At 60.2% G+C, this 16,072-nt stretch carries 3 protein-coding genes; 2 read left to right on the forward strand and 1 reads right to left on the reverse strand.

Annotated features, from left to right (window positions below):
• The first annotated feature begins 192 nt into the window (after positions 1 to 192).
• On the forward strand, positions 193 to 13,578 hold the full coding sequence (locus F2982_RS25625; protein ID WP_203430356.1) for a VCBS domain-containing protein: 13,386 nt from the start codon (positions 193 to 195) through the stop codon (positions 13,576 to 13,578).
• A gap of 52 nt (positions 13,579 to 13,630) precedes the next feature.
• Here F2982_RS25625 and F2982_RS25630 read toward each other — a convergent pair whose 3' ends face one another.
• Positions 13,631 to 14,386 carry a GGDEF domain-containing protein gene (locus tag F2982_RS25630; protein WP_199625905.1) on the reverse strand — a complete coding sequence of 252 codons (756 nt, stop codon included), beginning with the start codon at positions 14,384 to 14,386 and terminating at the stop codon, positions 13,631 to 13,633.
• A 318-nt stretch (positions 14,387 to 14,704) separates the two neighbouring features.
• On the opposite strand from F2982_RS25630, the gene F2982_RS25635 reads away from it, so the two are divergent.
• On the forward strand, positions 14,705 to 16,066 hold the full coding sequence (locus F2982_RS25635) for a TolC family outer membrane protein (protein ID WP_130280653.1): 1,362 nt from the start codon (positions 14,705 to 14,707) through the stop codon (positions 16,064 to 16,066).
• The last annotated feature ends 6 nt before the right edge of the window (positions 16,067 to 16,072 follow it).

Genomic DNA, 16,072 nt, shown 5'->3' on the forward strand with positions numbered 1-16,072 from the left:
AAAACCCCTTGCTACTTCCTTAATTTTATTCAAATTTTAGCGTTCTGACCCCAAAAGGCCTTTCCAAGGTTAACTGTCCCTGAACATTTTTGGGTGGAAGCATAATCGGCTATATCTTGGTGGTTAAGGAAGTATTGCAATTCGACGGCCCGCGTAATTGATTGCACCTCAATTGTTCATTGGGGTACTGTCATGTCTATCGAAGATCTGCGCAATTCGAACGTTGATGGCGATCACGCCTCCCACGAGATGATCTCGGACGTTCACGAAACTGCAGGACGCGAAGATGCCAAGCTTCCTGAGGTCGAGCGCGTCGAGCTCGCCCAGGCGCAGAGCACGCCGCAGGTAACCGATCAGACCCAGGGTGGCGAGCAGTCGCCGAAGACCGACCGCGTCGAAGCCGCCCCGCCGGCTCCGCAGGCCGCCGCCAACCCGAACGAGATTGTTCCGGATCAGAACAACGTGGCGCATCTGGCCGCCAACGTTTCGCTCGACGATATCCGCATTGAGGGTGCCAATCTGGTACTCGTCCAGCCCGACGGCACCGAGATCGTCATCGTCAACGGCGCAGCCCACGTCCCGACCTTCCTGCTCGGCGACGTCGAACTGCCCCGCGACACCGTCATCGCCGCGCTGAACGACAGCCACATCAACGTAGCCGCCGGCCCCGACGGCGGCGACAGCGCATCCGCCGCAGCCCCGAGCTCCGGCGCCGAATTCCAGGACACCACCCCCGGCGGCGACGATGCGCCGACGGAGCTGGCGGCGCTGCTGGCCGATACGCAGCAGCTGGATGGTGGGCCTGGTGGCAATGAAGAGCTTTTCAATGGCAAGCCGTTCATCATCCCGTCGGGTCCGTTCGGTCTTGCTGAAACGACGACCGAAGGTGACGTCTTCAAGGAGCTGGTGCTTGAAGGTACGCTCGGCTTCAACGGCGGCAAGGACGTCGGCACGATCACCTCGATCGCGTTCAAGGGCGCTGTCGATGTTGATGGCCAGGACGATGGTGCTGATGTGCCGACCGGGCTGAAGTCTGGTGGTCACGATGTCACGATCACCGTCAACGGCCTGACGATCACCGGTACGATCCAGGTTACGACGATCGTTGATGGCCAGGAGACGACGAAAACCGAGACTGTTTTCCAGTTGACGGTTACCAATGCAGCCACCGGCGCGTTCACCTACACGCAGTCGCTGCCGCTTGATCATCCGGATCATGGCCAGACTGGCGCCGACGATCGCCTGAGCCTCGACTTCAGCTACACGGTCACCGACAAGGACGGCGATAGCGCGACAGGCAGCGTTTCGGTTGTTGTCGCCGATGATGCTCCGACCGCGCATGATGTCACCGCGGGAATGACCGAAAACCAGGGTGCCGGAAACGACGAAGGCGCTGGTTTCACGGTAAGCCTTTCTGACGGCAAGGATTTCACCTTCGGTGCCGACGGCGGCTCGATCGCCTTTCATGCGCCGACGGTTACCGATGCGCCTGAAGGCGTCAAGCTCGGTCTGCCGGAGATCCAGGTAGGCAAGGACGGTCAGTCCATCACCATCATCCCGGGCACGGCGTTTGATGCTCTGGCCAAGGGCGAGACGGCGCTCCTGCACATTTCCTACACCGTTACGGATGGCGACGGCGACACCGTCACCAAGGAGATCGCAGTTACGGTCACTGGCACAAACGATGACGCTGCCTTCTCGGTCGTTCCCGAAGTGAACACCGATGTCGGTGCAGTCGTCGAAGACGCGACGCAGCCTACGGAAGAATCGGCAGCCGTCGAAAAGACTTCGGGCACGCTTTCCTTTAGCGACGTCGATGTTCATGACACCCACACGGTCACCGTTGCTGCTCCGGAAGGGGCTGTCGGCACGCTGACCGCTGTCGTTACCAACGACACCACCAACGGCGGCGCTGGCAAGGTCACTTGGAGCTACCAGGTCGACGACAGCAAGATTCAATATCTCGGTGCTGGCGAGACCAAGGAAGAAACCTTCACGATCCAGCTCAACGATGGCACCAGCATCGTTGAGAAGACGGTGACCATCACCATCACCGGCACGAACGATGATGCGATCATCTCCGTGACGCCGGACATTGATTCCGTCACAGGCTCCGTTGTTGAAGATGCTACCCAGCCGACTGAAGAATCGGCGGCAGTTGAAAAGACCTCTGGCACGCTCTCCTTCAGCGACGTCGATGTTCATGACACGCATACGGTCACTGTTGCTGCTCCGCAAGGAGCGCTCGGCACTCTGACGGCGAGTGTCGCAACGGATAGCACCAATGGCGGCGCTGGCAAGATCACCTGGAATTATGAAGTCGACGACAGCAAGATCCAGTACCTTGCTCAGGGGCAGACCAAGGTCGAGACCTTCACGGTTCAGCTCTTCGATGGCCACAGCACGGTCACGCAGACGGTCACGATCACCATCACTGGCACCAATGATGCGCCGGTTCTGGTTGCGGATACGAATTCAGTCGAGGCGTGGGGCTACGACCGCGGCAACCATTTCGATCTGGGCGACCCTCTTGCGTCGGGCAATGTCCTGTCGAACGATTCCGACGTGGATCAGGGTGACAAGCTGACGGTAACTGGCGTCTCTGCCGGTACCAACAACGGCGACGTCAGCGGTCATGTGGCCGACATCATCACGGGCAAGTACGGCTTCCTGGTGATGGGGGCGAACGGCAAGTACGTCTACACCTTGAACAACCTCGACGCCGATACCAACGCGCTTGCCAAGGGCGAGCACGACTCCGACGTGTTCACCTACACCGTCACCGACAAGTACGGCGCGTCCACGACGACAACGCTGACCATCGATGTGACCGGTCAGAACAACCGACCGGACGCCAACAATGACGTCAACACCGGCCCCGCCGTCGTCGAGTCTGGCGTCGGCCCGGGCAATACGCCGGTTGACGGCGTATCGTCTGCAAGCGGCAACGTTCTGACGAATGATACTGACGTCGACCACGGCGATACGAAGACCGTTATCGGCGTATCGGCCGGCCCAAGCTGGCTCGGCTCGGACGTTTCGGGCAAGGTTGGAACGGTTGTCACCGGCACCTACGGCACGGTGACTATCAACGCCGACGGCACTTGGACCTACAAGCTCAACAACGCCGATACAGATACCCAGAAGCTGGGGCAGGGCGACCACGGCAAGGACGTGTTCACCTACACGATGCAGGACGCCAACGGCGCGACCTCTACCGCGACGCTGACCATCGACGTCACCGGCACCAATGACCGCCCTGTCGCAGTTGCCGACAGCAACGCTTCGATCATCGAATCCGGTGTGAGCCCGGCCGACGTCGCTTATGCCGGCGTTTCATCGGCGACCGGCAACGTGCTCACCAACGATACCGATATCGACAAGGGTGACACGAAGACTGTGACCGGCGTTGCTGCTGGCGGCAACACTGCGGCAGACGTCCTCGGCCAGGTTGGCTCGGTTGTTGCAGGCAAGTACGGTACGGTGACAATTGGCGCCGATGGCAAGTGGACCTACACGCTCGACAACGCCGACAAGGATACCCAGGCGCTGACGGTTGGCGAAAAGGTCGACGACGTCTTCACCTATACAATGCAGGACAAGTATGGCGCGTCCTCGACGACGACGCTGACCATCACGATCACCGGTACGAATGATGCGCCGGTGGTTGTTGCCGATACGAATTCGGTTGAGGCTGCGGGCGTCAGCCCGGGCAACTGGCCGGATCTCGGCGATGCGTTCGCTGGTGGCAATGTTCTTTCGAATGATTTCGATGTCGACAAGGGCGACAAGCTGACCGTGACCGGTATTTCAGCCGGCAGCAACGGCGGCAACGATGTCAGCGGCCATGTCGCCGACATCATTGCCGGCAAATATGGCTCCCTGGTTATGGGATCGGACGGTAAGTACCTTTATACGTTGAATAATTTCGATGCCGACACGATCGCGCTTGCCAAGGGCGAACACGGCACTGATGTTTTCACCTATACGGTCACCGATAAGTACGGTGCCACCTCGACGACCACGCTGACAATCGATGTTACCGGTGCCAACAACCGGCCCGTCGCCAACGACGATGTCAACACCGGTGCAGCGATCGTCGAATCCGGCGTCGGTCCAGGCAATACGCCGATGGACGGCAACGCCTCGGCGACTGGCAACGTGCTGGCGAACGACACCGATGTCGACCACAATGACACGAAGGTGGTGACCGGTGTTTCGGCCGGCCCAAGCTGGCTCGGCTCGGACGTTTCGGGCAAGGTCGGAACGGTTGTCACCGGCACCTACGGCACGGTGACCATCAACGCCGACGGCACTTGGATCTACAAGCTCAACAACGCCGATACAGATACCCAGAAGCTGGGGCAGGGCGACCACGGCAAGGACGTGTTCACCTACACGATGCAGGACGCCAACGGCGCGACCTCTACCGCGACGCTGACCATCGACGTCACCGGCACCAATGACCGCCCTGTCGCAGTTGCCGACAGCGTTTCGACAATCATCGAGTCGGGCGTCGGCCCGGGCAATAATGCGATTGCGGGCGTCTCCACCGCGAACGGAAACGTTCTGACGAACGATACCGACGTCGATACGGGCGACAAGGCCAATCTCAAGGTTACGGGCGTTGCTGCCGGCAACAACACGGCGTCTGACGTTTCTGGCCATGTGAATGTGCAGGTAGCGGGCACGTACGGCACCGTGACGATCGGCGCCGATGGCAAGTGGACCTATACGCTCGACAACGCTGACAAGGATACGCAGGGTCTCGGCGCTGGCCAGAAGGCTACCGACGTCTTCGTCTACACGATCCAGGACACGAATGGCGCTTCGTCGACGACGACCCTTACCATCAACATCACCGGCACCAACGACAAGCCGGTCATTGCGAATTCCGATGCCACCGGCTCTGTCATCGAAGACGGCTTCAACGCCGCTGGCGCACATGTTGGTCAGAGCACGATCTCCGACACGCTGGTCAAGTCCGATGTCGATGCTGACGACAACACCACCAACGACCACTGGGGTGTTCTGGTCAAGCAGGGCCAGAACACGGTCGAGCTTTCGAACGTCAACGGCAAATACGGCACGTTCTCGGTCGATCAGAACGGCAAGTGGACCTACACGCTCGACGACGATCGCCAGGCGACGCAGGAGCTGAACCTCAACCAGACTGCGACCGAAACCTTCACTGTGCAGGTCACGGACAGCCATGGCGCGACGGCGACCCAGCAGGTTGTTGTCACAATCACAGGCTCCAACGACAAGCCGGTCATTTCGGGTGGCGACACGAGTGGAACCGTCACCGAGGCCGGCGTCGATCGCTTGAACAACTACTATGCCGGCGATGCAAGCGACAGCGGCACGCTGAAGAAGTATGATGTTGACGCCGAAGACGACGACACCAACGACAAGTGGTCGGTTCTCGCCCACGACCAGCAGACGCAGAGCAGCGTCACCTCCGTCTCCGGTACCTATGGTTCACTGACGATCGATCAGAACGGCAAGTGGACCTACAATCTCAACAACAGCCTTGCAGCAACACAGGGGCTGGGCCGTGGAGACACCGAGGTCGAGCGCTTCTACGTCCAGGTGACCGATACCCACGGCGCCACCACGACCGAGGTCGTCAAGATCACTGTCGTCGGCACCAATGACCGCCCGGTCGGAAACGACGACAGCTTCACCGTTACTGAATCGCAAATCGAGGCAGCGTCCACCGGTAACCGGCTTACTGTCGGCAACGTCCTGACCGGCGCAGGCAAGGATACCGACGTCGACGGCGATACGCTGAAGGTGAGCGATGTCTACAACGTCAAGTTCACCATCGGTGGCCAGACCCTTAATGCTTCGGCGGTTCAGGGCCAGAATGATGTCTACAAGATCCACACCGGGAATGGTGATGCCTATCTGACGGTTTCGGAAAACGGCACAGTCAGGGTCTGGTCGGCCTCGAACGAGGATCCGTTCAAAGAACTGGGCGTCAACGACACCGGCAAGATTACCTTCACCTACGAAGTGTCCGACGGCAACGGCGGCAAGGACACCGCGACGGCAACCATCAATGTCACGGGTACCAACGACACCCCGATCGGTAATGCTGACAGTTATAAGGTCGACGAGGACAACACGCTCACCGTCCAGGCAAATGCTGGCGTTCTCGCAAACGACAAGGATCCCGATCACGATGCGCTGACGGCGGTTCTGGTAACCGGCCCGGCCCACGGCACGGTGACCCTCAATGCCGATGGTTCGTTCTCCTACGTGCCCACGACCAACTATAACGGTGAAGACAGCTTCAGCTACAAGCCGAACGACGGCATCACCAATGGTGCCCCCATCGTCGTCAAGATCACCGTCGGTTCGGTCCTTGACCAAGTCTTCACCAACAATGGCGAAACGGTCAATCTGCACAACTTCGCAGCCGACCAGACGATGACCAGCCCGAACAATCCTTACTTCGAGGACGGCAACTATCTCAACGCCAAGGGTGGCGACGACACGGTCTATCTGCCTGACGCAAAAGACGGTCTCGGCAAGACCTACGCCGATCTCTATGCTGCAGGCGGCACCTTCAACGCCGGCGACGGCAACGACAAGATCATCGGTGGCGATCTCAACGATCGCATCGACGGCGGTGCTGGCGATGACGACATTTCGGGCGGTCTCGGAGCGGACAATCTCTCCGGAGGCACCGGCGACGACACCTTCCGCCTCGGCGCCGATCTGGTTGCCTCCGGCACGCGCTACATCGAGCTCGGCGACGGCACGAAGCAGGCGATCGACATCACCGGCTACGCCGGCACCATGGATGTCGTCCAGGGCGGCGACGGCACGGACAAGATCGTGCTCGACAGCGGCGACCTGACGAAGGGCTTCGCCTATGACGCCTATAGCGCACCGAGCTACATCAACAGCGTCGAGGAAATCGACGGCACCGCGAAGGATGACATCATCCTCGTTGGCGCAGACTACCACAGCGGTCTTGAAAACGGCGGCATCACGATCGAAGGCGGCGCCGGCAACGACATCATCGGCGGCGGCGCAGGCGACGATACGCTGCGCGGCGGAACCGGCGACGACCTGATCTCTGGCCTCGGCGGCAATGACACGATCGAAGGTGGCGACGGCAAGGATACGCTTTACGGCGGTGCTGGCGACGACACGATCGACGGCGGCGACGGCGACGACACGATCATCGGTGGAGCCGGAGCCGATCACATCCAGGGCGGTGCGGGCAACGACACCATCATCTACACCATCGGCGACGGCGCCGATGTCATCGATGGCGGCGAGGGCGATGACACGCTGAAGGTCACAACACCTGATGGCGGCCCGACCGTGACCGAGTACATCAAGGCTGTGGACGGAAACCTGCTGATCGCGCCTAGCGACGGTACCGACGCCAGCCTGCCGGAAGAACAGGTGCTGACGGTCAAGAACGTCGAGACCCTGGACATTGATGTGAAGGGTTATAACTGGCTGGTCTTTGGCCAGGGAGGCTCCGATCTCCATTCTGCAGGCATCGAGACGGTCAGGATCACCGGCGATGACAACGGCAATACTGTTTACTTCTCTAATGTCTCCTCGGCGACAGCCCTCGAAGCCAATCTGAACGGTGGCAACGATCTGTTCGTTTCCGGCGGTCAGGCGGCTGCGCAGCACGTCGATGGCGGCGATGGCGTCGACAAGTTCGACTTCACGCAGATCAGCGAGCAACTGAATATCGATCTCCAAAGCGGAGTGGCGATCCGCTCGTCGCTCGACGGCAAGACTGTCATTGCAACGGATTCGATTACGAATTTTGAAGATGTGTCCGGCAGCACCGGCAACGACACGATCCTCGGTACCTCCGGCGCCAACGTCATCGATGGCGGCAACGGCAATGATATCATCGACGGCCGCGGTGGTGCCGACACGCTATCGGGCGGCGAAGGCAACGACCGCATTACAGCCGGCAGCGAACTGATCGCCAACGGCGGCTTCAAGGGCGATGCCGAGGTGATGGTCAGCAATGGTTCCGACGCGATCGATCTCGGCGGCGGCTGGAATGTCACCGACGGCAGCGTCGATCTGCTTTTCGTTCCCGGTGCTCTCAACGCCAAGTTCCCGGCGGGTGTGAACGCCGTCGACATGCAGGGCGTGTCGCAGGGCACGATCGCGCAAACCTTCGCGACGGTTGCGGGTCAGACCTACACCGTCACCTTCCTGCAGGCGACCAATCCGGATGCGCTCACTCATGGCCTGACGTCATCGTCTGTCACCGTGACCGTCGGCAACGTATCGCAAGAGTTTGTCGATCAGGCGGACGCCGGAACGACATGGCAGACGGTCGGCGGCACCTTCATCGAGCGCACTGTTACCTTCACGGCAACGGGCGACTCGACCACGCTGCAATTCGTGGCGGGCGGCAGCTCGGCTTACGGCTCGCTGATCGCCGAAGTCTCGGTCACCAGCGATGCTGCAAGCGCAGGTGCAACGCTCAACGGCGGCGGCGGCAATGACATCATCACCGGCGGCACCGGCAACGACATCATCGATGGCGGCACCGGCGACGACCTGATCCGCGGCGGTGCCGGCAACGACACCATCCACGGCGGCGACGGCGACGACTTCATCTCCGGCGGCAAGGGTAACGACACGATCTTCGGCGATGCCGGCAACGATACCTTCTCCTACAGCACAGGCGACGGCGCCGATAAGATCGACGGTGGCGACGGCAACGACACCCTGCATATTGCAGGCAGCGACACCGGCTCGACCTTCAACATCAACGACGTGTTGATCGACGGCGTGAAAAACCTCGCCGTCAACATCGAAGAAGGCTCCACGGCCAACGCGGCAACGGCCGGCAACTACGAAGTTGCCACGACCAATGTCGAAGAATGGGTCGTCGAGGGCGGCAAGGGCGACGACACCTTCGTCGTCAGCGGCGACCTCTCGGGCACCGGCCTGGCAACCTCGACGATCACCATCAATGGTGGTGCGGGTAGCGACACGCTTGACGTGCGCAACTTTGCGTCCAGCCAGCATATCGTCTTCAATGGCGGCGAAGGCGGCCAGGACACGATCATCTTCAACGCTGACTGGAAGGATGCAACGGTTACGCAGACCGCCACCGGCTTCGAAATCAAGATCGGCGACAACGTCTACGACGTTAACGGCACCGAGCAGTTCAAGTTCAACAACGGTACCGCAACGGTTCAGACCCTCATGGAAGCCGCGCCCACGGGCGTCGAGGGAACGCTGACCGTCGCCGAAAACTCCGTAGCAGGAACGAGCGTCGGAACGCTTGCCGGCACGGATGTCAACGGCGGTCTGGACAAGCTGACCTACGCATTCGTCGATGCCAACGGCCATGCGTCGCAGACCTCGGCCGACGGCAAGTTCGTCATTGATGCAAACACCGGCGCCGTGACGGTCGCCGCCAATACGTCGATCGACTACGAAACGACGCCTTCGCTGACGGAAACCGTGCGCGTCACGGATGTTCATAACAACTTCACCGACAAGTCCGTCTCGATCGCAGTCACGGACGTCAACGAGGCGCCGCGTATCACCGGCGAACTTTCATCGACCGTAGCCGAAGGCGGGCAGCATATGCTCACCTTGGCCGAGCTCGGCGCGAGCGATCCGGATGCTTCGGACACCGGCGCTGCGCTGACCTTTACGGCAAGCTCGATCACCAACGGCACGATCCTGGTCAACAACCAGGCCTCGTCCACCTTCACTGCGGCTGATGTGGCAGGCGGCAAGGTCGTCTTCGTTCACGACGGAAGCGAAACCAGCTCCGCAGGCTTCAACGTTTCGCTGGCCGATGGCGGCGAGAACGGCGTTGGTCCCGATACCGGACATTTCAGCTTCAACGTGACGCCCGTCGATGATGGGAAGGCCACGCTATCGATCACCGACAGCACGCAGCAGTCGGCAGCACCGAAGGTCGGCGACGTCATTCAGGCCGGCATCGCGACGCATGATCCTGACAAGGGAGAAGGCACGGTTACCTACCACTGGCTGCGCGGCACGACCGAAATCAGCGGTGCGACCGGCTCGAGCTATACGCTGACATCGGCAGATGTCGGCTCGAAGATCTCTGTCTATGCGACTTATACGGATGGCCAGGGCTTTGCGACAACGACGGATGCGGTGGGTCTGCCCACGGCGGTTGTATCGCCGAACCACGCGCCGGTCGCAGCCGACGATATCGTCATCACCAATGTATCAAACATCTCCATCCCGGATTGGGCTCTGCTGCTGAACGACAAGGATCAGGACGGCGATAGCCTTCAGATCACCAGCGCAAACGGTTTGTCAGGCGATGCGGCAAGTCACGCTGCTGGAGCAGTATCGTTTAGCGACCAGGTGACCTGGACGTGGCCTTTCCCTGACGGTGGTTCGTTCAACTATACGACCTCCGACGGCGCTTCCCCGACCGCGGGAACGGACGCCGCCAAGGTCAGCGTCGCTTGGCAGTTTAGTGACCTCTCGGGCAGCGATAAATCCGAAATCTTCGTCGGCAGCGACTACGCTGAAACCATCGACGCCAAGGGCGGAGATGACGTCCTCCTCGGAAACGGCGGTGACGATACGCTGAAGGGCGGCGCTGGCGCCGACTGGCTCTACGGCGGATCGGGCAACGATAGCCTTTACGGCGACCAGAGCGATGTCGTTCTGGATGGCGGTACCGGCACCGATACCCTCTATGTCGCAGGCGGCTTCAACAGCACCAGCGATGCGCAGATCGTTGCTGTCGAAAAGGTCGTGATGACCTCGGCAGGCACGCTCGACCTGTCGAAGCAGACCGAAGGCTTCATCATCAGCGGCTCCTCCGGCAATGATACCATCAAGGCTGGTAGCGGCGACGACACGATCAACTACGACATCGGCGACGGCGCCGACAACGTGGATGGTGGCGCCGGTAACGACACTCTCGCAATCCTCGGCGGCAGCGCCAGCGAGACGTTGGGTGTGACCGTTAGCGGCGGCAAGATCACGACGGTGGCAGGCGGTAATATCGCCAATGTCGAGCATATCACGCTGAACATGGACGGCGGTGGCGATGACGTGCTGACCTACGCCGGTACGGTGCAGGATGTCGCCGTAAACCTGTCGAACGGCACCGCAACTGGCTTCGACTCGATCGCTGGGGTGGATGATGTTACCGGCGGCTCTGGCAACGACAGCCTCACCGGCAACAGCAGCGCCAATACCCTGATTGGCGGCGCTGGCGACGATACGCTGACTGGTGGTGGCGGCAACGACACGCTGACAGGCGGCACGGGCAACGACACGTTCAATGTCGATAGCGGCACCGACGCTGTGACGGATCTGTCGGGCGGCGACATCCTGAAGGTTTCGCAGGGCGCCACGGCAAATGTGATCGCCACTGGCGACTGGACGGCGGCAAGCTCGAGCGTCAACAATGGCAGCGCAACGATCGCAGCGAATGGCAACGACATCAACCTCGCAGCTGCTACCGGCAGCAACGGTTGGACGCTGACCAATAGCGGCAGCTCGACGGGTGTCACGTTGACGGGTTCGGCCAAGTCTGACTCGATCACCGGCGGTAGCGGCAATGACATCATCAACTATGTCGTTGGATCTGGCGCCGACACCGTAAATGGTGGCAGCGGTACCGACAAACTCGTCGTTACCGGCACTGCAAACAACGACACGCTTTCGGTCATTGTCTCGAGCGACAAGATCACCCAGCTTGCCGGCGGTTCGATCAGCAGCATCGAGCAGGTCACGGCCGATCTTGGCGGCGGCACGAGCGATACTCTGAGCTATGCCGGAACCAGCCAGGCTGTTACGATCGATCTGTCGGCAGGCACTGCGACCGGCTTCACGTCGATTGCCGGTATCGAGAACTTCGTCGGCGGCAACAGCAGCAACGACGTTCTGAAGGTGGGCGCTGGTTTCACCAGCACCGGCGACGGTCAGCTATCGAGCATCGAAAATGTCGCGCTGACCTCTGCTGGCAAGATCGACCTGTCGAACCAGACGGAAAGCATCAACATCACCGGCACATCCAGCAGTGATACGATTATTGCCAGCACTGGCGGCGGCACCATCAATGCCGGCTTTGGTGGCGACACCGTCGTGATCAATGCGGGAACGCTTTCTGACAAGACCTGGATTGTCAATCTAGGCTCTGGCGACTCGGCCTCGGATACGCTGGTATTCAAGCATGATACAATCGCAAGCGGCCGGGACACTTTTGTCACCGTCAACGATTTTGGAACGAGTACGCCTGACAAGATCGCGCTTGTCGTCGGCGGTACGAGCGTAAGCGGCACGCTTCAAATTATTGATAGCCAAAATGAGGATGTTACATCCAGCAAGGTGCTGGAATTCTACAAGGCGAGCGGAAGCGTCGGGGCCTATATCACCAACAATCTGAATGACGATACCAATAATGGGGACGTCAAGACGATGATCGCCAATGGCATTCGTAGTATAGCCGCTGGTGTTTATGAGGTGGTTATCTATTCGGATGCTGGCAATAAGGCCGACGCTGGTATCTACTTGATGAATGTCACATCTTCGACAGGCGATCTGAGGACCAGCGGATTTACGCTCGATCACGTCATGACTATCGCCAATGTCGGTTATGGCAACCTGAGCGCCGCTAACTTTACGACCGCTCCTTCCGCAATCGACCCCATCATCCTCGACCTCGATCACAACGGCGTCGCACTCACCTCGCTCGATCAGGGCGTGGAGTTCGATATCAATGCCGACGGTCACAAGGATCAGATTGCCTGGACGGCCGGTAGCGATGGCATTCTGGCGCTGGATGTCGATGGCAATGGCAAGATCGACAATGGCAGCGAGATCTTCTCGCCGCACTTTGCCGGCGGCAATTATGCCACGGGCCTCGCGGCTCTGGCAACGCTCGACAGCAACCATGACGGCAAGATCGATGCGGCTGACGAGGCCTTCTCGAAGCTCACCGTCTGGCAGGATCTGAACCATAACGGCGTGACCGATGCCGGCGAGCTTTCGAGCCTTGCCGACCAGCACATCACCAGCATCAGCCTGGACGCTGCGGCATCGAACACCTCGATCAACGGCCAGACGATCCTCTCGGAAGGCAGCTACCAGACGGCTGACGGCGGTCATGGCAGCTTCGTCGAAGTCGCCTTCGATACGACGCTCGGCGGCAGCGAAGACGGCGCCCATGCTTACTCGCTGATCGGCAGCAACGGTGACGACGTGCTCTCTGGCGCCGGCGGCATGTACACCATCACCGGCGGGGCAGGGGCCGATACGTTCGTCCTCGATACCGACGCGCTGAAGGATGTGAAGCTTGCTGACGTGATCACCGACTACAAGGCCAGCGAAGGCGACACGCTCGATGTGTCGAAGCTTCTCGATACCTTGCTCGGTCACCAGGCGACGGAAGCCGAAGCCCTTGCCAGCGTCAAGACGACGGTCAGCGGTTCGGATACCGTGGTCAGCGTCAACGCAAACGGCGGCTGGCACGATGTGGCAGTTCTCCAGAACACCACCGAGGCGGTCAAGATCCTGTTCGACGACAAGCACGACACGACGACCGCGCCGCACGTCGGCTAAGCTGTCCTCATCTCAGACCATTGGAAAAGGCGCGAAAGCGCCTTTTCTGCTTTCAAGCGGCCGGCAACCGCCCGATCGAGATCGGCTCGTCGTCGCCACCCGCATCCATCGCCAGCTCTCCGGCCATCTGCCTAATCCGATTGAACTCCGCAGGGCCGTCGAAGATCGCGCCACCGAGCTTCAGGTCGATGGAGAGCGGGTTCTCGTCGGCGGCGAAGGCGGCGGCGGAGACGCGCTCGCGGATGCGGTTGGCGATGTCGACGGCGCTTTCGGGGGCGGCGCCCGGCAGGAAGATGCCGAGCTCGTTGGTGGCGAGCCGCGCCACGAGATCGCCGCTGCGCACCGAAGACTGAATGATGGCGGCGAGCGACTGCATCACGGTATCGGCCCATTGCGGCCCGTAGCGGCGGCTGATCGCGTCCAGCGGATCGACGACGGCGGCGATCATGATGCCGCCTGAGTCGGTGGCGATCCGCTTGCGCCGGTCGATGTAATGCTCGACGGATGCTGCAAAGGCGGTGCCGTTGAGAGCGCCCGTCGCCGCGTCGTGGCGGGCCGAGTAATTAATCCGTTCGTGTAGCTTCCGGATTTCAGCGTTTTTGCTTCCGATTGCTGCAAGCAGCGGAAATGCAACAAACAGAGAAATTGAGCATGTACTGATTAAACCTACCAAAAATGGTCGGTCCGGCATAAGAAGGTTTAAGATAAGTAAAACCCCAGCGGACCCAACGAGGCATCCTGATGCTCCGAATGCGGCCGTCCGCAGGGCTTTTACTGAGGGCAGGGAGTAATTCTTTCGGAAATTCATGGCGCGCAATATCCGTTTCCAGTACGGATAGAGCTAATCAGCTGCGGGAAAATTGGGGATTAAAAAATCCTGTAAAATTGTTCCTTTAGTGTGTGATCTCTGTGAATTAACTGTCTTCGAAGGAATGTCCCGCTCTACAGTTGGAGTGTGGAAATGTTGGTGATACTTGTTTGCCGAAGAACAGCTTCGGTATATGGGTTTCGCCCGGTGAATCTGAGATGTTGAGGGGCATCAGTCTTGTTTAAAGGCAAAAGAATTTTTGCGGCTCTGTCCGCTACCGTTGCTTTCAGCTTCGCGTTTTCGATTAACGCCGATGCAATGACCTTGCAGCAGGCGATCGAAAAGACGATGAAGACGAACCCGCAGATCTTGCAGGCTGCCAAGGATCGTGAAGCTGTCGAATTTGAACTGCGCCAAGCACGCGGCCTTTACTTGCCGTCCGTGGATCTTGAAGCTGGTGTCGGCCGCCGCAGGCTGTCCAATTCCAGCACAGGTACACTGACGTCGGACCATGATTACCTGAAGCCGGGCGAAGTTGGTCTTACCGTTACGCAGACGTTGTTTGACGGCGGCAGCCGCCGCTCGCAGGTCGAGCAGCAGGCCGCCCGCGTCGATGGCGCCTCGTTCCGCGTTCTCGAACGCTCGGAAGCGCTCGCCCTCGAAGTCACGCAGGATTATCTGGAATACATCCTCCAGAACCAGATCGTGAAGGCGGCGCAGGATAACGTCGGCTTCCACAACCAGATCCTCGGCAATATCGAGCAGAGCATCAAGGGCGGCACGCTCACCGATGCCGACCGTCTGCAGGGCGTCGAGCGCCAGCAGGCTGCTCAGGCCCGCCTCCAGGAAGCCAAGGAAGAGCTGGAAGCGACCCGCATCCGCTTCCTCCAGGCCGTCGGCGAGCCGATCACCAATGCGTCCACCCCGCCTTCGGTCAGCAAGTTCCTGCCGAAGACGCTGAATGACGCGGTCTTCGTCGCTGCTAAGAACAGCCCGCGCATCTACTCGGCCAATGCCGATGTCGATGCCGCCGATGCCGGCGTTCGCGGTTCGCGCGCCAACTACCTGCCGAAGGTCGATCTCGAAGGCACCGCCCGCGTCGGCGATGACATCGATGGCGACGAAGGCAACACCAACGACTACCAGGTTCGTGTCGTTGCCCGCTGGAACCTCTATCGCGGCGGTATCGATACGGCCCGCGAGCAGGAACAGATCCGCCGCGCCGGCGAGCAGCGTTATGCGCTGGCTCAGGTGCAGCGCGAAGTCGAGCAGTCGGTCCGTTCCGCCTGGAACGAGCGCACCAGCCGCGGTACCCTTGCCGGTATCCTCGGTAAGCAGGCGCAGACCAACGCCCAGCTCGTTTCGTCCTACCGTCAGCAGTTCGGTGTCGGCCAGCGTTCGCTGCTCGACGTGCTGGACGCGCAGAACACCAATTTCAACACCAGAGTTCTGGCAGACACGGCGCGCGTTGCCTCGCTGTTTGCCGAATACAAGATCCTGGCTGCCTCCGGTAACCTGCTTCAGACCATGAAGCTGCGTCCGGTCGAGCAGGCCAAGGCTTATGCGCGGGAAGAGTTTGTTGTCCCCGCGGGCGTCGCTGATCCGGGTTATGTCGAGCTGCAGTCCACGCAGAAGGCTGGCATGCCACTGGACCTCCTAGCGCCAATTCGACAGCAGTAGTCGACA

Source organism: Rhizobium sp. BG4 (genome assembly GCF_016864575.1).
GTDB lineage: Bacteria > Pseudomonadota > Alphaproteobacteria > Rhizobiales > Rhizobiaceae > Rhizobium.

What these genes read in the sequence shown, in the direction of transcription:
- F2982_RS25625 (WP_203430356.1), top strand. Translation starts at nt 193, where the DNA reads ATGTCTATCGAAGATCTGCGCAATTCGAACGTTGATGGCGATCACGCC.
- F2982_RS25630 (WP_199625905.1), bottom strand. Translation starts at nt 14,386, where the DNA reads ATGAATTTCCGAAAGAATTACTCCCTGCCCTCAGTAAAAGCCCTGCGG.
- F2982_RS25635 (WP_130280653.1), top strand. Translation starts at nt 14,705, where the DNA reads ATGACCTTGCAGCAGGCGATCGAAAAGACGATGAAGACGAACCCGCAG.